Origin of the sequence: Mesorhizobium sp. M0598, assembly GCF_040320865.1 — a bacterium.
In the GTDB taxonomy this organism is placed as follows: Bacteria; Pseudomonadota; Alphaproteobacteria; order Rhizobiales; family Rhizobiaceae; genus Mesorhizobium.
Window position 1 is genome coordinate 1 of sequence record NZ_JAMYQL010000035.1, and the last position, 22,619, is coordinate 22,619.

Sequence of the window (22,619 nt, forward strand, 5' to 3'; positions counted from 1 at the left end):
CTCTCCGTGCGTGAGGATCGGCTCGGCCCATCCGAGCAACCCTCGTCTTTTAATCGCACGAAAGGGCGGGCCACCGTTCTCCGCCTCGGAACATGACGTCTAGCGCACTGCTCTCGAAATGCTCGCTGTACTGGATCTTGCCGAGGCCGTGCTCAACCAATTGCCACAGCGCCTGCTTGCGCTGCAGCAGGGGCAAGGAGGCTAGATTGCGACCGTCGAGATGGAGGATATCGAACGCGACGAACACCAGCCGGCTCGGTTCGTGCCAGATCGCGGCTTCCAGCGCAGGGCAATGGGGAGCGCCCTGCTCGCCTGGAACAATGACCTCGCCGTCGATAATGGCAGCCCGGCATGGCAGCTCGGTAGCCAGCGCGATAGGCCAGTATTTCGTGGTCCAGTCACGGCCGTTCTTGCTATAAAGACGCACGCCGCCTTTATCGATGATGATCTGCGTTCGGTAGCCGTCAAGATTGACCTCGTGAAGCCATCCCTCATCTTCGGGCGGCTCCTTGACCCGAGTCGGGATCTGCGGCGGAATGAACTCCAGCCGGCCGCCGTTCACCTTGGCACGCTTACTCAATGACGCCACCTTTGATCGCGCAGCGGCGGCTGATCGGCACAGGGAGCCCGACATCCCCCCAACCTGGACGCCTGCCGCCTGTGCCGAGCCCCCGCCGAGCCATTGCGAGCATCTGCGCACCAGGCCGGATTGTCGTTAGCTTCGCATCCACATACTTGTCCTGGCGTACATATCTCGCTCGTTGCGGCGGTCTTGCACCACGCAGTCTTTGGTTAATTTCGAGCGACCTGGTTAGTCCATCAAAAGCACCAGAGCGGGATGCAGCTTCTTCAGATTCGGCAATGATTTCGATTGCCAGGGTATGTCGGGCGCTCCACGCACGACGAGTCGAACATCGGGATGCTTGCGCACCTCAATGGTAAATTTCGCCAGCAGGTTGATGCCGGAAGAGTTGAGAAAGTGAAGGTCCTTCAGATTGAGCGTAATGGAAGCGGGATTCGAGGCAAGCACACTGGTCGCCAACGCCGTGATAGGCGCACCGGCGTCGGAACTGGCAAGCCGCATTGCACCGTCGAAGAAAATTTCGCTTCCTTCAATCCACACGCGGTAGTCGTCTGTCCTGATTTCCATAGCCTGGCTTCGTTTCCTCTAATTGTGAATTTGAGAGATCGGAATGGAGGCATATGTCTCCACGCAAATCCGATCGCTTTCGTCGGCGGCGCTGAATATCCAAGCCAGGCGCGCGCCGTAGTCGCTCATCAACGTCAGCAATCCAAGTCCGGAGCCTCCTACGTCGGGGTTCGCGGCATTGGCTTCAATTCGCTGTATCAGCAGGTCCATGGGGTCGCCAACCGTGATGTCCTCCAGGAGGCTTTGGAACTCGGACGCATCTTCACCATCGACGTCATTCGACACCTTGAGCTTGAAGCATTCCGAATCCATCGACGCCTCGATCAAGATCTCACCCGGTGCGCGAAACTTGACGGCATTTTCGATGAGTTCGTTGACCAGATATCCAATGCTGTGCCGCACTTCCATGTAGTCATTGCGGGACGACCGGAAGCGCAATGCGAACAGATCGGCGATGAAGTCCGAGGTCGTGGCACAATGACGCCAACTCAAGTCGAGAGGTCCGTCGAACAGCCGCACGCGACTGACGCTCTCCTTCATCCCGATTGCAACGTCAGGGGTCCCGAACAGCGTTGTCATGGCTATGTGTGCCTTATGATCACGAGGGTGATGTCGTCGTGGATCTTCTGGATCCCGATATGGGCCATCAGATCCTCGATGATCCCGGTTTTGATTTCCTCGGCGCTCCCGCCTTGACGTTTTCGCGCGCTCTGGCAGAGGCGCTCGAACCCGAACAGCCTTCTGTCTTGGTCTTCCGCCTCGGTCACACCGTCGGTGTGCAGCACGATCACGTCGCCACTGCCGAACAGGATGTCGCGCGTGGCAATGAACTTCGAGATGTCATTCTCCAGGCCAACCGGCAGACCCAGATCCATCGTGTCGATACGTTCGACGTCCCCGTCCGCACGCACGACGAGAACGTCCTCATGCTGGCCGGATAGCGTTACCCGCTCATCCTCGAAGTCAAGGAAGGCCAGCGAGAGATGCTTGCCGGTGTTCGTCCGCTCGATGTTCTTGTAGATCGCTCTGTTCAGCCGATCCAGAAACTGGTGCGGATCCCCCTCGTTGGTCTCCTGCAGCGCGCGTGCAACGGATTGCACCATCAGCATCAGCACGCCGCTCTCGAGACCATGACCGGTCACGTCGCCGATGCCGATCTTGACCCGTGACCCGTTCTGCAGGACGTCATAATAGTCACCGCCGACCTCGTCGGCCGGCCGCATGTAGGCCGCGATCTCCAGCCCCGGAATCGCTTCGAGTTCGAATTGTTTCGGCAGGACCATCATCTGTATCTGCCTGGCGACCGCGAGTTCGGCGCCAAGGCGGACGTTCTCGTCCTGCAGCTTTTCGTTGAGCGCGGAAATCTCCTGATTGGCGTCCCCGAGTTCCCTGGTTCGTTCGTCGACGAGTTGCTCGAGGTTTTCAGTGTGAAAGCTGATCTGCTCGGCCATCCGGTTGAAAGCGATTCCTGCCGCTCCAACCTCGTCGCGCGTCGGGATGTTCACGCGGACTGAATAATCTTTGGACTGGAGCCGCTGGGCGGCGCTGGCAAGCGCCCTGAGGCCCGCGGTGATCCGCTTCGAAATTCCGAGCACGGCCGCAAAAACAATCAGAAGCGAAACGGCGATCGCCGCGATCTGAAACAGCAGGATACGATTGGTTGCGCGAGAAATACTCTCCTGCGCGGCGAACAGGGATGCATAGATCTCCCGTTCGGGAACGACGATCCCGACCGACATCGTTTCGGACTTGATTGGTCCCGAACTCCACAGATTGGTCGGCTTCAATCTCTTGAGGACAACAATATAGGGAACGTGTTCGCCCTTGTTGTCGAGCATGATATGCTGAATGACACCGTCATTGTTATGGTCCAGAGGTAGTGACGCGATAGCCGGCTGCGTACTTCCCCGCAGAGACCTTTCCAAGCCGGTGACGCCCTGCGTGCCCGCATCGCTCGATGAAGTCAGGCCGATGATCGCCTGGCCCGACGGATTGATCGCCACCACGTTGCCAGTCGACATCGTGAGGAAGCCGAACCCGGTTTCAGCGATCTGCACCCTTTCGACGACTTTCGCGAGCTGATCGAGAGTGATGTCTGCTCCCGCCGTACCGGCGATACCGGTGCGATCGCGCGTCCATAGCGGGTGGAAAAAGCTGACGATCAGCTTTCCCGTGATTGCATCGGTGTAAGGCGCTGTCTGGGTAATATCGTCAGGGACCGGACGTGAGGCTGAATCCCTGGCCCATTGCTGCCATGAACCATAGATTCCCGGAAAGAAGAACTCCCAGAATTCCGCCTTGTTGTGGCCTGGATAGAGTCGGTCGAAGGTCTGTGCCTGATCCGTATACGGTACCGTCCGGAAGATCGGCCGCTCTTTTGGACCAATATAGTACATCTGCAGTTTGGACGACCCGCTTGCCATGAGAGCCGGCGCGACGAGATCGATCACGGTACTGTCTTCTATTTCCTGCTGAACGCTCGGCAGCGGACTGTGGTCGGCGCCCAGCAGGTAGCCCCAGACGCTTACCACGGAAGGCGCGCCCGGCAGATTCTGCGCCCAATCGCCCTGCGCGTTGTAGACAACCTTCACGGAGCCGGGCGCCTCATGCGAAAGCGTGGCTCCGACCTGTTGCTGCCTCCTCGGATCGTCGATCTGGGCCTGCAGCACGCCAGCTAGCGCCTTGACGTCCCCGTGAACCCGATCGAGCAGCAGGTCAACGCTCAACGCCGTCGACTCGGCATAGGAACGAATGTATTCCTGGTTTGCGTTCGTCAGGCCCTCACCGACTTCCGATGTGGCGTCGCGCGACAGCTTTTGAACGTTCCAAAGCGCCAGACCACCGCTCAGCAGGAGGTCGAACAGTACGGCGCCGCCAACGACCAATACGAATTTCGCTCGAAAGGAGCGCAGGCCGAAGCGCGGTGTAGGCTCGTTATCGGCTTTCATTGTGGCCGTCGCCCCGATGCGACCCAGATCGGCCAACCCGCATAACCCTTGGGGTGTAGTGCAGCGAAAATGTGATCCTGGAAGCCCTGCCGGAACCGTGCGACGAACTCCGGTCCGTCACCGCGTCTGGTCGCCATCTCCCCGGCATAGACATCCGCCCAGGCTGCAATGACGTCGGCGAAGTCCTGCGGATCGCCGTCCAGGTTAGTGACCATGAAGGTCTCCACAAGGATGTCTTCGAATCCGGCTTCCACCAGGTATCGCCGACTCTTGGGCCCAAGCTCGACGTCCATCTCGAAATGCCCGAACAGCTTCGCCACCTCGTCGTAGGTCCAGCGAATGCTTTCGGCGCGCGGCTCGCCGAGGCAATGCGAATTCTTTTCGTTGGTGATATAGACCCGACCGCCTGGCTTGCATATGCGGTAGAGCTCCTTGAGGATGAGTTCAGGTCGATTGAAGATTTGCAGGGAATGTCGGCAGGTGACTAAGTCGAATTGCGCTTCGTCGAGCAGCATCTCCGACGCATCGCCATACGTATATTCGATGCCCCGGATGTCGAACTCCCGCATCACTCGTCGAGCATAGTTCAGGCTTGATCTGGAGTGGTCGAGGGCGACGATCCGCGATGGCTGGAACTCCTTCTGCGCGAGCACAGCGAAATCGCCGATCCCGCAACAGATGTCGGCCATGACGATCCCGGGCCTCATCCCGTGTCGCGGCAAGATTGCGCGCTCGTGGCGCCATGTCATCTTTGTCTGAGTACGCAGGATCGGTACGAACCCGCCTTCCTCAAGGAAGCCCTGCCCCGGATAGAATTCGGTGTCATACTCCTCGACGGTGATGTTCGGTTCAATTCCGCTCAGGCGACCGAATTTTCGTGAGGTCCATCCGACGACGCTTGACGTGATGACGACGAATTTGAGATCGGGTCGAGCGCGACAAGCGTCGATGATGATCCTCGAAAAGGTGTGAAACGCAGCGTTGTTCATCTGCGTCAGGCGCCTGACATTGACGTAGAGAACGCCGCGCACACGGCCGATCGCATCGCGAAGTAATGCCATGCTAGGCCCAAGCTCATCGATTGCCTGAGGCCGGACCACTCCCGATATGGAGAACTCCTGGTTGTTTGCGTCGTATTGCGCCTTAAAGCGCGGGAGAAGGTCGTAAGGGCTCAATTTTGCAAGCCCTCGAGCGGAAGATCCACGACAAGCTTGATTGCATCGCCGTCGGCTTCCTCGATCCAGAGTGTCGCGTTGTAGTCGACAGCCAGTTCCAGGAGTATGACCTCGCGGCTCGGCGCGAGATCCCCGGACACCGAATTGAGGTATCGCTCTCTGGCCTCTATTCCTGCAAGTTGCGACACGGCTTCTTCGTAGAATTGGCGCTCCTCCGGCACGCAAGGAAATGTCAACTCGATCCTATCCGTCGCGCCATGGCGAGACACCCTGCATGCCAGTTCGCCGTCGGCATGGCGCGTGCGAAAGGCGACTTCCAGCAATTCGTTGAAGGCGGAGGAAAAGAGATTTGAATGCCGGACCGAGTCAGACCTGTTTTGACTGATCATCCGGGCCATGTATGTCGAGACATAATCGCAGTGTCTCCAGGCGGAGACAAAAGCTTTGATTTCCATGTCAATCTGGATCATGGGTTCAAAGGTCGGTCCGCCGCCAGCCAGGTCAACAGGTCCCATCGGCATCCTCACTTGTTCCATCAGTATTGAACCCCCGCGGGGTGATGGCCTACGCGACGAAAATTTCACCGCCCGTGGTCAGTCAGTCTGGCACTGACTCGAAGAATTGCGCGGTATCCGCCTCGATCATTCTACAAATCTCCACTTCATCGTTAACAAAGGGTTCAAGGCGCTAGAGCGCCCGATTTGATTCCTCCATCGCTCGTACCACCCTCGGCGGGGACCGCTTGATGAAATCGCTGATCGCCTCGGCTCCGAGCGGCCGTCCTAGGTAATTACCTTGCAGGCAATCGCAATGTTCCTTGATCAGCCACCGTGCCTGTGCCGATGTTTCGACTCCCTCCGCAGTGACATTTATCCCTAGGCCGTGCGCCAGATTCATGATGGATCGCACGATCGTTTGGCTTTTGAGGTCGGTCTCCAGGTCCGCAATAAAGTACTGATCGATCTTCAAAGTATCGAAGGGAAAGTTCTTAAGATAGCTTAACGATGAGTAGTATGTTCCAAAATCGTCGAGCGAAATTCGTATTCCCAGGACGTTCAGGGTATTCAACGTATCGATATTGTCGATCGTCTTCTCAAGTAGGACCGTCTCCGTTATCTCAAGTTCAAGTCTGTCGGCCTCGATTCCAACTGCGTCGATGATCTGGGCGACGGTGTCCGTCAGCGAACCGCTAAGGAACTGAGCTGGTGACAGGTTCACTGCGACTGTCAGCGAGGAAGGCCACGTCAACGCCTGGCGACAGGCTTGCTCGAGCACCCATCGTCCAATCTCGTCCATCAGACCGTCGGCTTCGGCGATCGGTATGAACACGTTAGGTGGAATGATTCCGACCTCAGGGTGCCGCCACCGCAGCAGCGCTTCGAAACCGATCACCGACGAGGGAGGCCGAATGAGCGGCTGATACTCCAGATAAAGCTCGCCCCGCTCCAGCGCGGTTCGAAGGCTGCGCCTCAGATTCTCGCGTTGCTCAAGCAAGAGCAGCATCGAACGGTTGAATGTTCGAGCGCAGCCGCGTCCATCTGTCTTGGCCGCGTAAAGGGCAATGTCAGCGGCTTTCATCAACTGTTCGCCATCGGTCCCGTGCTCCGGCCCGAAAGCAATTCCGATACTCGAGCCGACGAAGACGGGAATGCCGTTGATGACGAACGGGTTCTTGAACGCGTCGACCAGCGATCCGGCGAGGCGCTCAGCTTCTGCTGGCTGCTCCTTTCCCAATTGGATGACAGCGAACTCATCGCCGGCATACCGGTACGCGGATTCGCCGTCCTGCAGCGCGCCGCGGATACGACCCGCCGCGAGCTGAAGAAGCGTATCGCCTGCTCCATGACCGAGCGTGTCGTTGACCGCTTTGAAATCGTCAAGGTCGATCTGCAGCAGGGCGGCTTTCGGCTTTGGTTCGCCGAGGGCCGCCAGTGCTTGCTGCAGCCGCTCGCCGAATCGCCGCCGATTCTGCAGTCCGGTCAACACATCGTGCGTCGCCTGATGGAGCAGAATTACATGCTCTTGCTCCTCCGCTACGCTCCGCCCACCGCGCTCCCTTGATTCGATGATTCCCACACCATTTGCAGTGGAGAAAACGAAAGCGGAGCGCGGCGCTTCGCCCGATGATCGCGGCAAATCGATGCTTGCCGGCGGGCCGCCGTGGAACACACGAAGAAATTCGTCGCGATATCTCGCATCGAGGAAGCTCGGGTAGATCTCCCAAACGGAGGCACCCGGCGCCACCGCGCCTCCGTACACGCCTTTGAGCTTGGTTGCGTAGTGGGTCAGACAGAAGTCGCGGTCATAGAACGACAAAAGTTCGGCCGTGTTCGCCAAAAGGTCAGCGAGAAGCGCTTCGCCGGGACGTAGAACATCGCTTGAGGAAGGCCCCTCACTCCCCTTGCCGACGCCTGATGCCTCTGGGTGCAAGAGCCACCTCCATAGGCGGTGCGAATCCACGTCCCCCATTCCAGAAATAGCATAACTGGCAAGCTTGGCAAATTTTTCAATGCGCAGTCTTAACAAGTGCCGCATGCGGCGTAGTTGCAATGTGTGCTCCGCTGTGATTGGCAGCGACAACGATGAACAATCGCAGTTGGTTATTAAATCGGGAATTGTTGCGAATTGGCTATATGATTGATGGCGTGGTGGACGCGACACGAAATATTCTGGTCCATGAGGCGGCGTGGTCTTCCCCTGTTTTGAGCCCGCCCCATCTCAACCACCGCCGATCTTGTACTCAGCTTCCGAGCGCTTTGAGCCAACCTTCAAAGGAAGACGCCTTCTCGTGTTCAGCAAGCGAAACAGAGTGGGCGGGGCGCGGTAACACCACAGTACTGCGGCCTTCGCGGGGGCTGTAACCGAATTCCTTGCTGAATGCTCGGCTGAAATTAGCCGCTGAACTAAACCCGAAGGCCTCAGCAATATCGACAATTCGCCGGCTGTCCGCCGGATCGCTAAGCGCAACATGGGCTGCCAGAAGTCGGCGACTTTGTATGTAATGGAGAACACCACCGCTCGGTTCGAACAATTGATAGAGACGAGAGCGCGATACGCCGAGCGCCCGGCACATTGAATCCGGTGCCAGATGAGCCGCATCCAGATTGTTTTGGACGTATCGACGCGCTCGCTCCATCAGCGCGACACTCGCCAATTGTTCGGCGGCCGCGGCATGTTCCGCCGGAGGCGCGAGGCAGGCAATGATCATGCTGCGTGTTGCGTGTACGATGCGGGGCAGATCTTCAGCCGTGAGACTGCGCAGTCTTGCTTCGATGCTGTTGACGTAGTCGACAAAGAGGTTGGCAAAGTTGCCGGACATAATTGAATTGTTCTTTGCGTCGAGGGTTGACGCCGCATCAGAGAACAAATCACGCGGCAGATAGAGAAAGAGGCTTTCCGAGTCCGTTACCCTCCCGCGAAACGGGTAGCCAAGCGATCTGATCTCCAACTTGCCCGGCTGGTTTTCTGCAACGCGGCGATCGACCTCCGTCCACGACCGGCCAGTTCGTGGCAAGACGATATACCAGTGATCGATCGAACTGGATCGGAGCTTCGCGGCGGAACGCAAGTAGCTATGTGCCGGCGCGCGCTGTTGAACAATCAGCATGCCACCGAGATTCCAGGCTGTGTGGTCGGCGGGAAAACCATCGTTCAGCGATTTGTCATCCGGCAACCTGACCTCGACAAGCGGCGCCATTTGCGCTTGCCAAGCGGCGAATTGATCCCCTGGCGCCAGTTCGAGCGTTGAAAAGGGCAGAGGTTCGAGCGCCGGCGCGAGTGATGGAGCGGCCTCATTGCGGGGTTGACCTTCGCGCGACCAACGACGTCGATCACGGTCCCGCGGCTGCCTCGCAGGAGCCTCGTCTTGCCTCTTAGTGTCCATCGCGTGGTGCCATATCCGAATCGGGTATGCCCATGCCCCTCTCAATCATGTGGTGTATTTCAGGCATCTGGCAAGGCTGGCGGAACTCGAGTCGACCGAAACGGCGATCACGCTGGATTACAGTAAGAAATGCATTCCGAGATAAGTTTCTGGATGCGAAGATAACGACACTCTTCAACCTGATGCGTATAGAATCTAGCACCGTGAAATAGTAGTTGAGGATGTCACCGAAATGAGCACAAAGCTAAACAGCGAAGCTCGTCGCAAGATAATTCTTGATGGATACCGTGACAACGGGCCGTTGAAAGTTATTGCGGTAAAGATCGGATGCTCGCTGGCGAGTTTGAAAATCACCGCCAGCAAACTCGGATGTACACGAACTCCTAAAGAAGCGGCGGAATTTCGGCGCGGACTTCACGTCCGGAAGTACGCGCTGAGTTTGGAACTATTAACAGAGAAAGCATTAGGCAGCAGGTAAACTGATTCCAATACACTGTGAGCGATATTATCGCTTAAGCATCCCATCGCGTCTCCGGTTCATCAGCAAAAAGCCCGCCGCAAAGCATGGGGGCGGGCCTGAAAGGTTTGCACAGATGCTGCGTCGGCGTTTCAATCCCACCTGCCTGAGCCCTCACGATCTGGCTATTTGCGAACGCGTGTTCGATCAGGTCTGCTCGGATGAGAATTTCGACCCTTTGGACCCGGACACCGAAATCTTGGCGGTGATGGTTGTGGCCATTTTTCGAAATGCTCACACCAGCGAGCGCGAACTGCTGGAGGCGGTCAGGTCTCGTCGGCAAAAGGCTGCGGCAACCGGACATTAGTATATGTCGCCCAAAAGTGCGCGCGTCGCATGAATCCGTTCAGTCGCGACGCGCTTGTCTTATCACATTATTTGCCGAAGAGGCGAGACGGGGCGAGGGCGCTGGAATTCACCATCCTTACGTCTGCGCGAAGTGGAGAGGCGAGAGGGGCGGTCTGGTCGGAAATCGATCTGGACGGAAGCTATGGTCGCTTCCTGCGGCCCGCAGGAAGTCAGGTAAGGCGCACCGCGTGCCATTATCAGATCGTGCCGTCGAAATACTGCGCGACATGAAGAACAAACACATTTCCGATTTTGTATTTCCGGCCAGCGTCCGCGCTCGCCGCTTAGCGACATGACTCTCGCCAAGCATTGAAAACGGCAGGCGGCGGCGACTTCACAGTTCATGGAATGCGCAGCGCGTTGCGAGATTGGGTGTGTGAGGAAACGGACTATCAGACCGAAGTTGCCGAGGCAGCAACTTGCGCACGCTACTGGCACCGCAGCCGAGCGCCTACCGGCGAGGCGACGCCTAGGATAAGCGGCGCAAGATGATGGCGGATTGGGCAGCATATTGTGCCAGCTCCGCATTATAGCATGCCAAACTGCTCATTTAGCCACTGAATCTTATGTCACCCGTAGCAGCAACCTAGTGCTGACGTGCGGCCCGTTGGTCGCCTGCAGGATGGCCAGACCAGCATCCCGCCGCTCCCATGTGGACGATGACGAAACCTCCCAGCTCTTTCAAATCAGCAGTTGAACCGCGTCCGAATCTGTCGGGCTGCGAGGAGGAACCATGAACGATAACTCGCCTACACTTGTGTCCTTGAATGACGCCGCGAAGATGACGAGCATGAGTCGAACGATGGTCAACAGATATCGCGCCGAAGGCCGGTTTCCGGTTGCAGTCTCACTCGGCGACCGCCGCGTCGCCTTTGTTCACTCAGAGCTCTCCGACTGGATTGCAGCGAAGATCGCGGCGAGGGCGGCTTAACCCGCTGTCTTCAAAACCACCGCGGATCCAACCGCGGCAACTTCAAAAAGGGAACCACCAACTTGCACATATTGTCAATTAGACCGGAGCCGCCTGGCGCCGGGGGCGTCATCGCGCGCTATGATATTTCGCTAACCGATGCCTGCCGATTGTACGGCATGAAGCTTGTTGAGAAGCCCGACGGCCGACGCATGACGTACGGGCCGCAATCAGGCGGCCTGCACGTCGCGACCTTGGCACCAGCATTCGCAGAAGAAATCACGTGCGCCGCTGGCGTAGCCCTTGGAGGCTTGAACGCCCATGAGGATCTCAGATACCATACGCTCATCACGACGAGTTCCCGATCACTTGGGCGACTTGGCTATCGAATGCCGGCATTGTTGTGGCGTGACGTTCGACTCCGCAACCTTCGCCGTCGAGGCCGCCGTTCGAGGTGAGGGCGTCGTTTTGGGTCGAACCATGCTGGTCGCGGCTGACCTTGCCGCCGGCACACTTGTACGTCCCTTTGAACTCGCCCTCGAGGCCTCGTCAAAATACTTCATCGTCTACCCGCCCCGCGCCATTGCCCAGCGGAAAGTCAAAGCGTTTCGGGATTGGCTGTTTGCTGGGATGGATCCAAACGACGGCCCTTATGGCAAGACTGAGATGCGCCCAAGAAGAGCCACCAGTTCCGCCTGACGTTTCGTTTCGGTCTTGGCGAATAGCGAGGCAAGCTGGGAGCGGATCGTGGTGCGGCTGAGGCGCCAACTGCGGGCGATCTCCAAAGGCGCATCGCCCTGAGCCAAGCGCAACGCGAGGTGCGTTTCCGCGCCCGTCAAGCCAAACATCTTTTGCAGTGTCTGAGGATTTGGCCCCGACCTGTTCTCGCGGTCCAGTAACGCCACAATGCTCGTTTCGTCAGGAGCGATAAACCCGTTCTCGTTCAATATCACCGGCCTGTCGGCGCTGCTGCGGATCACCACCCATGATAGTGAGCCCGGCAGGAAATGGGCCGGAACATTCGCGATCAGCCGCCTCAAGGCCACTGAAAGGCCGCTGGCCGTATCGGCTACTTCGCCCTGGCGCTCCAGAGTGGTTTGAGCGGCTGCGTTCCATTCGACCACTTTCCTCTCGCGGTTCAGCACGAGATAGCCGCAGCCGATGCGATCAAGCATGCCGGTTATGGATTCCAGACTGCGTGCTCTTGGCTCCCCGACCCCTGCGCCCAGTCGATCTGATGCACGATCTGAATAGGCATAATAGGGCCGCTTCGTATGGGCCTCGCGGTCATACTTGATCCTCATCACAATGGATCGGTTGCCCGCTGCAGCTTCAGTGTGTCTATCGATCAGAGTCATTTTCTACCCCTACCCAAAGTTTCACCAGCCTGAAGCAAGTTATTCGGGATTTACAGAAAGTCGTTAAGCGACAATATCGTTTCAGATGGTGTTGTAACAAGTTACTCGGTACCTGATGATTTCACCGTTAAGACCCCAAAGTTTGCACGCAATCGCGACATTTATACTATTATGGATCATTAACTGGTGGCAATCTTCCCATTTATGTTCCGGGATATGAAAGCCACGCCGAAATTCGGCCGCCTCCTTCGGGGTTCGAGTGCAACCGAATTTACTGGTGCGTTAAACTCGCCAGTGAGCATCCGATCGTGGCCGCAAAATGTTTCAACGGTTCGTTATTAACGTATCCAGCTAGCATTACCTTGCGACGGGCTGCGCTTTTGAGCTTTGGGTTATTTCATGGACATCCTCAACGACGCTTTCACAATGCGCGATTCTATACGCACCAAGTTTAAGATTGTCGTTAGCTTCGCATCCAGAAACTTGTCGCGGGATGCATTTCTTAAGATTTCTTCATACCGCCAAGCTGCCGATAGTATTCCTGCTCACCTATTTTAGCGTTCCGTCGAACGACTGGCCACCGCCCAGCCGAGGATCGCACCTTCGACCGTCTGGAGGTGCCGACAACGCGGACGCCGTGCCGCGGCTCCCGAGTGCCGCCCCCTGGCTATGCACAGGCTTCAGGTATCTGCTGCCATGCGGTTTCTTCGGCCCTTGTCCAGCCGCGGCTTGTCCCTGAGCCATGCGAAACTACCTGGCCGTTCGGACTGCTCACTCTCCGATGCGACGTCCTTCTCGCGTCAAAGCCAGACGGCAAAGATTGACGGCCCTTGGCAAATGGAAGACAGTCCTTAAGCTGCAACTAATATCGTGGCGGCTCCGGGCCAATGCCCGGCGCCAATCGAATAACGTCCGAAGATCTGAGCGCAGCGCTTTTTCTGGCATGCGAAATGTTCGTCGTGAGGCGGGGCCATGAAGTCCGACCAGGAATTATTCGCGAAAGGTCTCGCAACATACCAGAAGGTTGTCGCGGCGAATTACATGGCGCACAGCGAGGTCTACGAAATGCTGCGCCAAGTTCTGCTAGATGAGGCTTCCGACGGCTTCGTGTTCGCCGATCTGGCCTGCGGCACCGCTCCTGGTTCGGCAGCCGCACTGGCCGGCAACAACGTCGCACGCTACATCGGCATCGACATATCCCAACCGTCGCTCGACGTGGCGAAGGAAGCGCTTGCCCCTCTCACCTGTCCGGTCGAACTGCGTTGCGGGGATTTCGTCGTGGCGATCGATTCCTGGAAGGGCCCGCTCGACGTGGTTTGGATTGGCCAGTCCCTGCACCACCTCCTTGCGCAGGATAAGGTGGCCCTTATGCGCAAAATCCACAGCCTGCTGCCACCAGGTGGTCTTTTCTTGATCTGGGAGCCGACGTGCCTCGAGGGCGAGGACCGCGAGGGATGGATGAAGCGATTTCATCATATGCGGCCGGATTGGGCAGCGATCTCCGACGAGGAGTTCGCCGCCTTCGAGAGCCACAGTCGAACGTCCGACTATGCCGAGACGGCCGCGACTTGGATTGGCATGGCCCGGGATGCTGGCTTCAGCACTGCGAACGAACTCATGACGGTGCCGAACAAACTGGCACGCGTCTACCGTTTCCGTCACTAGTTTCGACAAAACCGGTGCATTTGGACCTCGGCATTGCAGCACTTGAAGGCGAGTTCCGTTCCTCGAGGTCCGGAATTGAGCGCATGGAGGATCGGTGATGATTGAAACGGATCACCTGACCAGTCGCCCGACTATGTCCCCTTCGTGACCCAAACCGGTCATTGCCGCTGCACGGCGGCAACGTCGCTAGAAGGATAGGGAGCGGACCTTCAGGTCAGACGCATTGCATCGCCAGTGCAACAGCCAGATAATCTTCGCCTTGCGCCGAGCTGATGAAATGGAATGGGCTGTGGGTGCGTCCCTTTACGAGCCGGTGAACGTCTACAAACCTCAGGGACCCTATATTGGTGTCGTTGACGGTCCGTTTGAGTATCTGACGGTAGCAGGAACAAAACTTCCGCTGCCATTCACCACTCGGATGACGGTGGTGCGCCTATCGAACGGCGATCTGTTCCTTCATTCGCCCATTAAGTTTGCTTTGACGGTGGCCAAAGAGTTACGGAACTTGGGCAGAATTCGCCATCTCGTTTCACCCAACCAGTTTCACTACGCTCATATCGGTGAGTGGTCGAAGGCTTTCCCTGAGGCAATAACATGGGCATCGCCCAGAGTCCGGCAAAGAGCACGCGCACGGCACGCGGATGTGACGTTCGCACGAGATTTGGAGGCCGATCCTCCGGAGGAGTGGCGGCGGGACATGGATCAGACACTGTTTCCCGGTGGCTACTTCAAAGAGTTCATATTCTTCCACCAAGCTTCAAAGACGCTGATCCTTACAGACACGATCATCAATCTCGAATTGGACATGATCGATGAGCCTTGGCGCACGATGGCCAAGCTGACTCGGATGGCTCACCCGCACGGGCGGACCTTCTTTGGCATGCGGCTGCCAATTCTCTTCAATCGGCGGAAAGCACAGGCAGTAATATGCAAACTCCAGTCGTGGCAGCCGCGGCGGGTGATTCTCAGTCACGGCCGCTGCTTTGATGCGAATGAGGACGAGATTGTCCGTAGAATATTCGGAAAGTCGGGTTGGTGACGCAGTGGCTTTGGGAGGCCAAATGTCCATTTTGGGTCGGCTCCGGCGCTCGGCCTCGATCGCTTCAACGACCGCTCCTGGCGATGCCTGCTCGTCCCGCTCGACGAGACAGACGGCAGAGAACCACCCAACCAAGCCGTTTGACCCGCACTGGCGGCTGCTGAGTAGGCGAAGTCCGCATCGCCTCGATCGCGCCAAGAGCGGACATGCGCCTTAGTCTTTCGTGAGAGGCAGCCGCCCAGTGTCATGACTAGCTCTAGGGGTGCGACCAGGCGCCTACTTCCGAACGGCTCACGATGACGCTACCCGCCTCAATTTCGCGCTGCATCCGCTGTCCCAAAGTTTCAATATCGACCTCAGCGGCCGTCGCAACGCCCCGGCTCTGGATATCCGGCAGCATCGTGACAATGAGTTCGGCGGTCTGGTGTGACCAGTCGAAGCCGCCATTGGTTCCCCCAACAACCGCCTCCATACGCATTGAGGGCGCGGTCAATCCAGCCGCGCGGAATGCCGCATCGAGCTTGATACCCATATTGGTCTCGATACCGCTGCGCCGGAACGTCTCGACGATCCATCGACAGCATTGGTCGTAGGTCGGCGCCGGCGGGCTGGATCGACAGCCGTCCCAATCCGGCTCATGGAAGACGATGGTCCCTCCAGGCCGGAGATGACGAGCGACGCCACGCAGCATGGCCACAGGATCGGCTTGAAACATCAAAATGTAGCGGCCGATCACGGCGTCGAACGGTCGGTCGAACGAGAGTGCCGCGGGATCGCCTTCACGGAAGCTGACGTTCTGGATCGGATGCGCCGCCGCACGCCGCTCCGCCGCCGCCAAGGCCGCTGGAGCCCGATCTGCGCCGATGACCTGACCTTCGCTGCCAACCATCTCGGAAACCAGGAATGTAACATCACCCGCGCCACAGCCCACGTCGAGCACGCGCATCCCGGGGCTCATGCCCGCAGAGAGCAAGATTCTTCGCGTGATCGGGTTAATGATGTCCGCCTGATGGCTGAGACGCCTGATCTCGCGATCGGAATGGACGAGAATATACGGGACGTGAACGTCGGCACCAGCGCCACCGGCGACTTCCATGGCCTGCCTCCCCTCATACGACTGTTCCCCAAATGGGGCATCGTGCTGGTCGACGATTATGCGCCGATGCGGCAGCCAGTCAACGAGACTCGCTGTCCACCTCAGCGCGAATGTCGCTTCAGGGTCACGACCCCCGGTTCCGCTAAAGGTCAGCTTTCGGGCCGCCAAATCGCCCCGGGAAGGATCGGTTCGGGTCATCGGCGTGAATTCGCCCTCGACGAACGAACTTCCGCTCGGGGTCGACTCAAGCCGTAGCGCGAAGGTCAGGTTTGGAGAAGCGCCGGGAATGGCAGCTCCTGGCGCTCCTTGCCCGTTCGGGTGGACAAAACAAACAGCCGCTGTCCACCTCTGAGCGGCAGTTTAGTTGGGTGCCAAGCGTTAGAGTTTGGCAGGAAGCGGCCGGCTTTGCGACCGCCACGCCGACCTCGGTCGATCAGCCCGCGCAGTTTCTGGAACAGGTTCGGTAGCCGGTGGACCTCGTCGAGGATAACCAGCTTGTCCTGATGCTCGGCCAAATAAAGCTCCGGCTCGGCAAGCCGTGCGCGGTCGGCGTCCGACTCGAGGTCAAGGTAGATCGAAGGACGCCGTTCGGCTATTTCCGGCGCCAGGGTTGTCTGCCGACCTGAAGCGGCCCGAGCAGCGCAACAGCGGGCATGCTGTCCAGCGTCTCGGTGAGTTCTATGCTGATGCGGAGTCCGATTATCCTTGCAATTATGGAGTATAGTTCCAGTTTTGCAAGGAAAGCGGCAGCCCAGCCGTGCAAGACGCGCAGAGGCAAGGGCGTTAAAAGCGCCGACGCCTTAGTTGTGAGATTGGCCCGGAACCGATCCCGCCGATGCTGACCCGGTTCATCACAATAAACAGAGCATTCGCCAAGGCACGACGGACTCTGAAACCGGGTTGATTGTCCGGCCAGGACGGTCGGATAACTGTCAGGACGAATACCGATCGCGCAGGAACGCGACGAAGATCGGTAAGGCAGGATTGGCGTTGTCGGATCGCCAACGGGCTAAACTGGAGATCTGAATTGGTTCGCCCCCGATCCGCAGCTTACGACACATCGCATCTTTAAGAACCCTGTCGGTATCTCGGTCGTGGATCAGAGCGACTACAGAGCCCGTTTCCGACGAGGCGCAAAAGATGCCTGCACTGACGTGATGTTCGAGGATTGGAGGACGCTGCACGCTGCGTCCAACAGCGTCGGCGAGCAGAAATGCTTCGCCCCTGCGTACCAGCAGCGTTTCCTGGTGCAACTCGTGCCACTCGATCACGGAACGGCTGGCGAGAGAATGATTTGAAGCAAGAACGACAGCCAGAGTGTCTTTCCACAGCGTCAATTCGAACGCGCCGCCGGTAAACCGGGAGGAGGAGGTCACGACCACGTCGACCTGGGTGGCACCCAGAGCAGCCTCAGGCGAAGGGTAAGGACTCTCTGTCAAGCTGACGGTCACATTGGGATGAGATTGCCCGAACTCGATGATTGCATCCAAGGCCCGCCCGGCGCGGATGATCCCGTTGGAACCGATGGAAAGCTTTTGTTGGTCATCTCTGGTGCCGGACCTGGCCAGAGTGAGCGTGTTGTCGAGCTCGAGCAGCACGGAGCGCAGACGCTCCAGGAAGCGCTCGCCGGCCGGGGTTGGGCCGACGCCGCGGGCATGGCGATGAAATATCCTCGTACCCACCGCGTATTCCAGATCGCGGATGCGCCTGCTGAGCGCGGAGTGATCGATCCCTGTGCGTCGCGAGGCGCGAAGGAAGCTGCCCTCCTCCGCGACCACAAGTGCATAATTGAGGGTCGCAAGTTGGATGGAGCTCCGCATCTCTGCTCAAAGTCAAGTTGGCGACAAAACGCGTTTGAGCGCTTTTGGCCGCTGCGGGCTATCGCCAAATCTCACTATTGACACAGGGTGAGCAGTCCAACCCTCCTTACAAGAACAATAATGAAGACACGTGCATGGCGCGCTCGTTTTGGACGGTTGTCCGCATGGCCAACCGCGCTCGGTGAGTGCTGCTGTGTCTAGTCCATTATTGGGCGCCCCAATTGGTGGGGTCGATCTTGCCCGTATCTTTGCATGATGCGCTTGCCTTGCCACTACCAAGATTTGGCGAGTGACAGCATGGATCAGTCATAAGCATCATCTGTCAATTCCAGGTGAGGAGATGACGTGGTGACAAAGACGGGGATGACGAGATCTGGCCATCGGACAAGCTCGGACAACAACGAGGCTATCAGGCTGCCTCTGGCGGTAGGAGTCGGACGAGCGCACGCCCATCATGGGGAATTCCTCCAAGGCGTCTTTGAAGGGGAAAACGGAAGGCTTTGTCGCGGACTCGTAACCCTGCCGCTCACGTCGCAAGAGTCGCTAGCGACTTTCTGGCCGCATGAACAAACTGGGATTCGACCGCGGCCTGCAAACCGGACCAAAGCGGCTCGCGCGGCGGCCCTCACGCTCGCGCATATCGGAATAGCTGAAGGAGGTGGAGAACTTACGATCGAAAGCCCTATTATGATAGGGCATGGCTACGGTTCCTCGACCGCAGACGTCATTGCTGCGATTCGTGCGGTGGCAGCTGCAGCGGGCCTCACGCTGCGCCAGTCCACGATTGCGCGACTGGCGGTGGCCGCGGAAGGCGCAAGCGATGCCATTGCCTACGGCGACCAACCCCTTCTCTTCGCCCACCGGGAAGGCCGTACGATCGAACACTTCGGTGGCGAATTTCCGCCCCTTCTCTTGGTAGGTTTCAGGGACGGCAGTGCCCGGCCGATCGATACGCTAACCATGCCGCGGGCACGCTACGATGGTGAGGAAATCGGGCTGTTCCGTGTTCTGCGGGGACTGGCGAACCGCTCCATCCGGCAACAAGATCCCCGCCTGCTTGGACGTGTCGCAACCATCAGCGCCAGTATCAGTCAGAGGCATCTGCCGAAGGCATCCTTCAATACCGTTTTGGATATAGCACGGGCGCATGACGCGTGCGGTGTGCAGGTGGCGCATAGCGGAACATTGATCGGCATCCTTCTGGACGCGGCTGCGCCCAGGGCGGCCATGCGCGCTGCTGAGTTGGCAAGGCAGGTGAGCGGCGCAGGCCTCCAAGGCGTCCATACGTTTGCCCTTAATGCCGAAACGGGGCCAATCCAGTGAGCGCGGCGCAAGACTATTTACGCGCCTATGAAACGCCGCGTTTTGCCCAACTCGCACCTAACCTCAACGCCGCCTGCTTTTCCCTCATGAAGCTGATCCCCGCCCGGTTCATGGTCGATCAGGCGGAAGCATCAGGACGCCTCAGGCAGGAAGGTCACATCATCGAAACGACGTCGGGCACATTCGGCCTAGCCATCGCAATGCTAGCTGCGGTTCGTGGCTACGCGCTTACACTTGTCACCGCCTCCAGCCTCATCGACCTGAAACTCAGGCGGCGACTGGAACAACTTGGTGCCAAAGTCATGGCCATCGACGATCCTCAAGGAGACGGCAATCAGCGCGGTCGGCTCCAGTATCTTCAGCAGACCCTGCAAGATAGCCCGGGCACGTATTGGCCTCGACAATACGACAGTCCGGAAAACCGCCTTGCCTACGCGCGCCTGGCCGACCTCGTTGTCCGATCATTCGGCCGTATCGATTGCCTCGTCGGCTGCGTGGGCACTGGGGGATCGCTTTGTGGAACCGGAGGCTTCCTTCGTGAGCTCTTTCCTGATCTCAGGATGATTGCTGTCGATACCCACAGAAGCATGCTCTTTGGCCAGCCTGTCGGACGTCGCATGCTGCGCGGGCTCGGCAACAGTGTTTTGCCGGAAAATGTTCGTCATGAGATGATCGACGATATTCATTGGGTGGGCGCACTGCCGGCTTACGCAATGGCGCATGGACTGTTTCGTGATCACGGGCTGTTCATGGGGCCGACCAGCGGCGCCGCAGCCTTGGTCGGCGCCTGGTTCGCCACGCAAAATCCGGAAGCCTCCACCGTCGTGATAATGCCAGATGAAGGGCATCGTCATTCCGATACAGTCTACAACTCCGACTGGCTCGCCGGTTTGAAGGATTGGCCAATCTCAATTCCTCTTGAACCAACTGTTCTCACGCAAATTCGTCCGGCCGAAGAGACGGCGTGGACGAGATTCCCTTGGAACCGCAGAACTTTAAACGCCGTCCTCGCAGAGATGGATGGCTGGTTCCCTACGCAGTGACAGTTCCGAATTCAGGCAAGGCGACAAACCACATCGACCAGGGTCAGACAGGGTGCATGACCCGGTGAAGAAAATCCCTAGTGCGTTCGTGTTTGGGATATCGAAGGAGCTCCTTAGCCGGGCCTTGCTCAACGATCCGGCCGCCGTCGAGAAAGAGGACGCTATCGGAACCTCTCGCGCGAACTGAATTTCGTGCGTAACCACGAGCATGGTCATGTTCTCGTCTGCGAGCGCGCGCATGACCTGCAGGACCTCGCCGACCGTTTCCGGGTCAAGTGCGGAGGTGGGTTCGTCGAAAAGAATGGCCTGTGGGCGCATCGCCAGGGCGCGGGCGATGGCCACGCGCTGCTGTTGGCCGCCCGACAATGAGGCGGGATAGGCATTCGTCTTGTCGGCTAAGCCGACGCGATTGAGCAATGCCATGGCCCGCTCGCGGACCTGGTTCCTATTTTCCTTCAGCACGTAGAGCGGCCCTTCCATGACGTTTTCCAGGGCGGTGCGGTGCGGAAACAGGTTGAAGCGTTGGAAAACCATGGAAACGCGGCTGCAGATGGCGTGAACCTGGGGCGAGGCGGCATCCACCACCGTCCCGTCGATGCTGATGCGACCGCGCTGATAGGTTTCAAGCCCGTTCACACATCGTAGAAGCGTCGATTTGCCGGAACCCGAGGGCCCGATCAGACATACGACCTGTCCCTTGGCGATCTCGGCGTTGATTCCCTTGAGGACTTCATGGGCGCCGAAGGACTTGTGCACGTCGTCGAAAGTGATCATCCCGCCGCCCAAGATAGCTCTCGACTCTGTGCATAAACAGGTTCAGCGGAACCGTCAGGCACAGGTAAAGCAGTGCCACCAAGGTAAAAACTGTCATGTTGTCGAATGTGGACGACGCAAGCATCTTACCCTGCATGGTCAACTCCTGAACCGAAATCACCGATACAAGCGAGGAATCCTTCAGCAGCATGATCATGTTGTTGGCGTAAGGCGGCAGGATAATCTTGATTGCCTGCGGCAGCACGACGCGGCGCATCATCAACGGACGCTCCATCCCGATCGATTTTGCCGCTTCGACCTGACCCTTGTCGACCGCCTCGATGCCCGCGCGGAAGGTTTCCCCGAGATAGCAGGAGTGAGCCAGGCCCAGCCCGATCGTGCCGGCCTGGAGCGCAGTCAGGTTGATGCCGATCTCGGGCGCGACAAAGTAGATATAAAAGAGAACCACCAGCAGTGGTATGCCGCGCACGAAGTCGACAAGGAGCCGCGTCGGCACGCTGACACAGCGTATCCCCGATGTCCTGAACAGCGCCAAGACAAGGCCGAGCGCCGTCGCAAGACACAGCGCAAGAAAGGTTATCACGACGGTCAGCCAAACGCCTTGAAGAAGAAGCGGTAGATATTCCGTTGCGTGGGCGATGAAATTGGTCATGGCCGGCTTCCTCTTGGCACGTTCCCCGGCTCTCACAGCCGGTCATTGCGATGCGATCCTATGGTCCTGCCAGCCGACGCTTGTTTCGAGCTCAATGCGGGATGGCTTCAGAGGCCATATTTGGCGAATATTCGGCTTAATTCGCCGCTTTCCTTCAGCTTGGTGATTGAGGCATTCACCTTTTCGAGAAGCAGCGGATTTTCCTTGGCGACCGCTAACGCGACTTCGCCTTGCTTCATCGGCCGATAGCCGTCGACGAGGCGAACTCCCAGTTCGGGGTTCTTTGAAAGCTGATATGCGACGATCGGGGCGTCACCAAAGCCGGCCTTGATGCGGCCCAGGACCACATCGCGCATCATGTCAGCGATTGAGTCGTAGAGCTTGACTTGACCGAAGACGCCAAGCGCTTCCAGGGCGTCGGCGTAGGTCGAGCCGATCTGCGCCCCCACGGTCTCACCTCTCAGCTCTTCGATCGTGTAGTTCTTGCTGTCGCTGGCAGCAACAAACATCGCCTCGCCATAGGCGTAAACCGGCGTGCTGAAATCGATCACCTGCTTGCGCTTGTCTGTTATGAACATGCTGGCGGAAATCAGATTGATCTTGTCGGTCGTCAATGCCGGGATCAGGGCTGGAAAAGCGTTTACCTGGAAGTCGGCGGTCGTACCAAGGTTCGCGGCAATCGCACTTGCCAGATCGACCATCGCGCCAGTCGGCTTTCGGGTTGCCGTGTCGATAAACGTGAACGGCACCCCGGTTGGCGTGACGCCGACCCTGAGGGTTTCCTCAGCCATCGCCTGAGTTGCCGTCGCGACGCCGAGGGCTGCGAGCCAGCCGATGAGTGTTTTGCGAAGCATGAAAATTCCCCTTTCATCATGTTTGAATCGAGATTCCGCTCGCTAAGCGAGTTGAATTGGCCTC

General features: G+C 58.2%; 22 protein-coding genes and 1 pseudogene. 8 read left to right on the plus strand and 15 right to left on the minus strand.

Going from position 1 to position 22,619, the window contains the following annotated elements; all coding sequences use genetic code 11:
* Window positions 1-49 precede the first annotated feature (49 nt).
* The 8 genes from NKI59_RS28865 to NKI59_RS28900 all read right to left on the minus strand — a co-directional run bounded on the left by NKI59_RS28865 (window position 50) and on the right by NKI59_RS28900 (window position 9,156).
* Window positions 50-580 (minus strand): ATP-dependent DNA ligase, encoded by a 531-nt coding sequence (locus NKI59_RS28865; RefSeq protein ID WP_352708121.1) that lies wholly within the window; start codon window positions 578-580, stop codon window positions 50-52.
* A 231-nt stretch (window positions 581-811) separates the two neighbouring features.
* Window positions 812-1,150, minus strand: coding sequence for a slr1659 superfamily regulator (locus NKI59_RS28870; protein ID WP_352595916.1), 339 nt, complete (start codon window positions 1,148-1,150; stop codon window positions 812-814).
* Window positions 1,151-1,168: 18 nt separating this feature from the next.
* A complete protein-coding gene (locus NKI59_RS28875) occupies window positions 1,169-1,729 on the minus strand; it encodes a slr1658 superfamily regulator (protein WP_352708122.1) in 561 nt (186 codons plus the stop codon).
* Window positions 1,730-1,731: 2 nt separating this feature from the next.
* On the minus strand, window positions 1,732-4,098 hold the full coding sequence (locus tag NKI59_RS28880) for a SpoIIE family protein phosphatase (protein ID WP_352708123.1): 2,367 nt from the start codon (window positions 4,096-4,098) through the stop codon (window positions 1,732-1,734).
* Entirely contained in the window at window positions 4,095-5,273 is a 1,179-nt protein-coding gene (locus NKI59_RS28885; protein WP_352708124.1) for a methyltransferase domain-containing protein, read from the minus strand. The genes NKI59_RS28880 and NKI59_RS28885 overlap by 4 nt, the downstream gene beginning before the upstream one ends.
* Window positions 5,270-5,788 (minus strand): ubiquinone biosynthesis methyltransferase UbiE, encoded by a 519-nt coding sequence (locus NKI59_RS28890; RefSeq protein ID WP_352708125.1) that lies wholly within the window; start codon window positions 5,786-5,788, stop codon window positions 5,270-5,272. Before NKI59_RS28890 ends, NKI59_RS28885 begins: the two co-directional genes overlap by 4 nt.
* A 172-nt stretch (window positions 5,789-5,960) precedes the next feature.
* The gene (locus NKI59_RS28895) at window positions 5,961-7,742 is read right to left on the minus strand and encodes a putative bifunctional diguanylate cyclase/phosphodiesterase (protein WP_352625106.1); all 1,782 of its coding nucleotides are present in this window, start codon (window positions 7,740-7,742) and stop codon (window positions 5,961-5,963) included.
* 271 nt (window positions 7,743-8,013) lie between these two features.
* Window positions 8,014-9,156 carry a helix-turn-helix domain-containing protein gene (locus NKI59_RS28900; protein WP_502898123.1) on the minus strand — a complete coding sequence of 381 codons (1,143 nt, stop codon included), beginning with the start codon at window positions 9,154-9,156 and terminating at the stop codon, window positions 8,014-8,016.
* A 232-nt stretch (window positions 9,157-9,388) separates the two neighbouring features.
* Between NKI59_RS28900 and NKI59_RS28905 the strand changes: the two genes are divergently transcribed.
* The 4 genes from NKI59_RS28905 (at window position 9,389) to NKI59_RS28920 (ending at window position 11,630) form a co-directional block, all read left to right on the plus strand.
* Window positions 9,389-9,634 carry a hypothetical protein gene (locus NKI59_RS28905; protein WP_352595928.1) on the plus strand — a complete coding sequence of 82 codons (246 nt, stop codon included), beginning with the start codon at window positions 9,389-9,391 and terminating at the stop codon, window positions 9,632-9,634.
* Window positions 9,635-9,749: 115 nt separating this feature from the next.
* On the plus strand, window positions 9,750-9,980 hold the full coding sequence (locus NKI59_RS28910) for a hypothetical protein (protein WP_352625102.1): 231 nt from the start codon (window positions 9,750-9,752) through the stop codon (window positions 9,978-9,980).
* Window positions 9,981-10,754: 774 nt separating this feature from the next.
* Complete coding sequence (locus tag NKI59_RS28915; RefSeq protein WP_352708126.1) at window positions 10,755-10,952, plus strand: helix-turn-helix transcriptional regulator; 198 nt, start codon at window positions 10,755-10,757, stop codon at window positions 10,950-10,952.
* 300 nt (window positions 10,953-11,252) lie between these two features.
* Entirely contained in the window at window positions 11,253-11,630 is a 378-nt protein-coding gene (locus NKI59_RS28920) for a LysR substrate-binding domain-containing protein (RefSeq protein ID WP_352708127.1), read from the plus strand.
* Here the strand turns inward: NKI59_RS28920 and NKI59_RS28925 are convergent.
* Entirely contained in the window at window positions 11,582-12,289 is a 708-nt protein-coding gene (locus NKI59_RS28925; protein ID WP_352596212.1) for a helix-turn-helix transcriptional regulator, read from the minus strand. The two genes, NKI59_RS28920 and NKI59_RS28925, sit on opposite strands and share 49 nt — an antisense overlap.
* 972 nt (window positions 12,290-13,261) lie before the next feature.
* On the opposite strand from NKI59_RS28925, the gene NKI59_RS28930 reads away from it, so the two are divergent.
* On the plus strand, window positions 13,262-13,954 hold the full coding sequence (locus tag NKI59_RS28930) for a class I SAM-dependent methyltransferase (protein WP_352596209.1): 693 nt from the start codon (window positions 13,262-13,264) through the stop codon (window positions 13,952-13,954).
* Between the two features lie 277 nt (window positions 13,955-14,231).
* Window positions 14,232-14,993: a DUF4336 domain-containing protein gene (locus NKI59_RS28935; RefSeq protein WP_352596206.1), complete on the plus strand. Its 762-nt coding sequence runs from the start codon at window positions 14,232-14,234 to the stop codon at window positions 14,991-14,993.
* Between the two features lie 256 nt (window positions 14,994-15,249).
* Here the strand turns inward: NKI59_RS28935 and NKI59_RS28940 are convergent, their stop codons facing one another.
* The 3 genes from NKI59_RS28940 to NKI59_RS28950 form a co-directional block, all read right to left on the minus strand.
* Window positions 15,250-16,089 carry a class I SAM-dependent methyltransferase gene (locus NKI59_RS28940; RefSeq protein WP_352708128.1) on the minus strand — a complete coding sequence of 280 codons (840 nt, stop codon included), beginning with the start codon at window positions 16,087-16,089 and terminating at the stop codon, window positions 15,250-15,252.
* Between the two features lie 263 nt (window positions 16,090-16,352).
* Entirely contained in the window at window positions 16,353-16,844 is a 492-nt protein-coding gene (locus tag NKI59_RS28945; RefSeq protein WP_352708152.1) for an AAA family ATPase, read from the minus strand.
* 177 nt (window positions 16,845-17,021) lie between these two features.
* The gene (locus tag NKI59_RS28950; protein WP_352708130.1) at window positions 17,022-17,909 is read right to left on the minus strand and encodes a LysR family transcriptional regulator; all 888 of its coding nucleotides are present in this window, start codon (window positions 17,907-17,909) and stop codon (window positions 17,022-17,024) included.
* A 363-nt stretch (window positions 17,910-18,272) separates the two neighbouring features.
* Between NKI59_RS28950 and NKI59_RS28955 the strand changes: the two genes are divergently transcribed.
* The gene (locus NKI59_RS28955) at window positions 18,273-19,232 is read left to right on the plus strand and encodes a GHMP family kinase ATP-binding protein (RefSeq protein ID WP_352708153.1); all 960 of its coding nucleotides are present in this window, start codon (window positions 18,273-18,275) and stop codon (window positions 19,230-19,232) included.
* Window positions 19,229-20,275 (plus strand): cysteine synthase family protein, encoded by a 1,047-nt coding sequence (locus NKI59_RS28960; protein WP_352708131.1) that lies wholly within the window; start codon window positions 19,229-19,231, stop codon window positions 20,273-20,275. Before NKI59_RS28955 ends, NKI59_RS28960 begins: the two co-directional genes overlap by 4 nt.
* A 43-nt stretch (window positions 20,276-20,318) precedes the next feature.
* Here NKI59_RS28960 and NKI59_RS28965 read toward each other — a convergent pair.
* The 3 genes and pseudogenes from NKI59_RS28965 to NKI59_RS28975 all read right to left on the minus strand — a co-directional run bounded on the left by NKI59_RS28965 (window position 20,319) and on the right by NKI59_RS28975 (window position 22,555).
* A pseudogene (locus NKI59_RS28965) lies at window positions 20,319-21,049 on the minus strand (amino acid ABC transporter ATP-binding protein).
* The gene (locus NKI59_RS28970; RefSeq protein ID WP_352708133.1) at window positions 21,006-21,701 is read right to left on the minus strand and encodes an amino acid ABC transporter permease; all 696 of its coding nucleotides are present in this window, start codon (window positions 21,699-21,701) and stop codon (window positions 21,006-21,008) included. The pseudogene NKI59_RS28965 and the gene NKI59_RS28970 overlap by 44 nt, the downstream one beginning before the upstream one ends.
* A 107-nt stretch (window positions 21,702-21,808) precedes the next feature.
* Window positions 21,809-22,555, minus strand: coding sequence for an ABC transporter substrate-binding protein (locus tag NKI59_RS28975; protein ID WP_352595456.1), 747 nt, complete (start codon window positions 22,553-22,555; stop codon window positions 21,809-21,811).
* Window positions 22,556-22,619: the final 64 nt, after the last annotated feature.

What these genes read in the sequence shown, in the direction of transcription:
- NKI59_RS28915 (WP_352708126.1), top strand. Translation starts at nt 10,755, where the DNA reads ATGAACGATAACTCGCCTACACTTGTGTCCTTGAATGACGCCGCGAAG.
- NKI59_RS28920 (WP_352708127.1), top strand. Translation starts at nt 11,253, where the DNA reads ATGAGGATCTCAGATACCATACGCTCATCACGACGAGTTCCCGATCAC.
- NKI59_RS28870 (WP_352595916.1), bottom strand. Translation starts at nt 1,150, where the DNA reads ATGGAAATCAGGACAGACGACTACCGCGTGTGGATTGAAGGAAGCGAA.
- NKI59_RS28970 (WP_352708133.1), bottom strand. Translation starts at nt 21,701, where the DNA reads ATGACCAATTTCATCGCCCACGCAACGGAATATCTACCGCTTCTTCTT.
- NKI59_RS28905 (WP_352595928.1), top strand. Translation starts at nt 9,389, where the DNA reads ATGAGCACAAAGCTAAACAGCGAAGCTCGTCGCAAGATAATTCTTGAT.
- NKI59_RS28875 (WP_352708122.1), bottom strand. Translation starts at nt 1,729, where the DNA reads ATGACAACGCTGTTCGGGACCCCTGACGTTGCAATCGGGATGAAGGAG.
- NKI59_RS28890 (WP_352708125.1), bottom strand. Translation starts at nt 5,788, where the DNA reads ATGGGACCTGTTGACCTGGCTGGCGGCGGACCGACCTTTGAACCCATG.
- NKI59_RS28935 (WP_352596206.1), top strand. Translation starts at nt 14,232, where the DNA reads ATGGAATGGGCTGTGGGTGCGTCCCTTTACGAGCCGGTGAACGTCTAC.
- NKI59_RS28950 (WP_352708130.1), bottom strand. Translation starts at nt 17,909, where the DNA reads ATGCGGAGCTCCATCCAACTTGCGACCCTCAATTATGCACTTGTGGTC.
- NKI59_RS28910 (WP_352625102.1), top strand. Translation starts at nt 9,750, where the DNA reads ATGCTGCGTCGGCGTTTCAATCCCACCTGCCTGAGCCCTCACGATCTG.
- NKI59_RS28900 (WP_502898123.1), bottom strand. Translation starts at nt 9,156, where the DNA reads ATGGACACTAAGAGGCAAGACGAGGCTCCTGCGAGGCAGCCGCGGGAC.
- NKI59_RS28955 (WP_352708153.1), top strand. Translation starts at nt 18,273, where the DNA reads ATGACGAGATCTGGCCATCGGACAAGCTCGGACAACAACGAGGCTATC.
- NKI59_RS28975 (WP_352595456.1), bottom strand. Translation starts at nt 22,555, where the DNA reads ATGCTTCGCAAAACACTCATCGGCTGGCTCGCAGCCCTCGGCGTCGCG.
- NKI59_RS28930 (WP_352596209.1), top strand. Translation starts at nt 13,262, where the DNA reads ATGAAGTCCGACCAGGAATTATTCGCGAAAGGTCTCGCAACATACCAG.
- NKI59_RS28880 (WP_352708123.1), bottom strand. Translation starts at nt 4,098, where the DNA reads ATGAAAGCCGATAACGAGCCTACACCGCGCTTCGGCCTGCGCTCCTTT.
- NKI59_RS28895 (WP_352625106.1), bottom strand. Translation starts at nt 7,742, where the DNA reads ATGGGGGACGTGGATTCGCACCGCCTATGGAGGTGGCTCTTGCACCCA.
- NKI59_RS28925 (WP_352596212.1), bottom strand. Translation starts at nt 12,289, where the DNA reads ATGACTCTGATCGATAGACACACTGAAGCTGCAGCGGGCAACCGATCC.
- NKI59_RS28940 (WP_352708128.1), bottom strand. Translation starts at nt 16,089, where the DNA reads ATGGAAGTCGCCGGTGGCGCTGGTGCCGACGTTCACGTCCCGTATATT.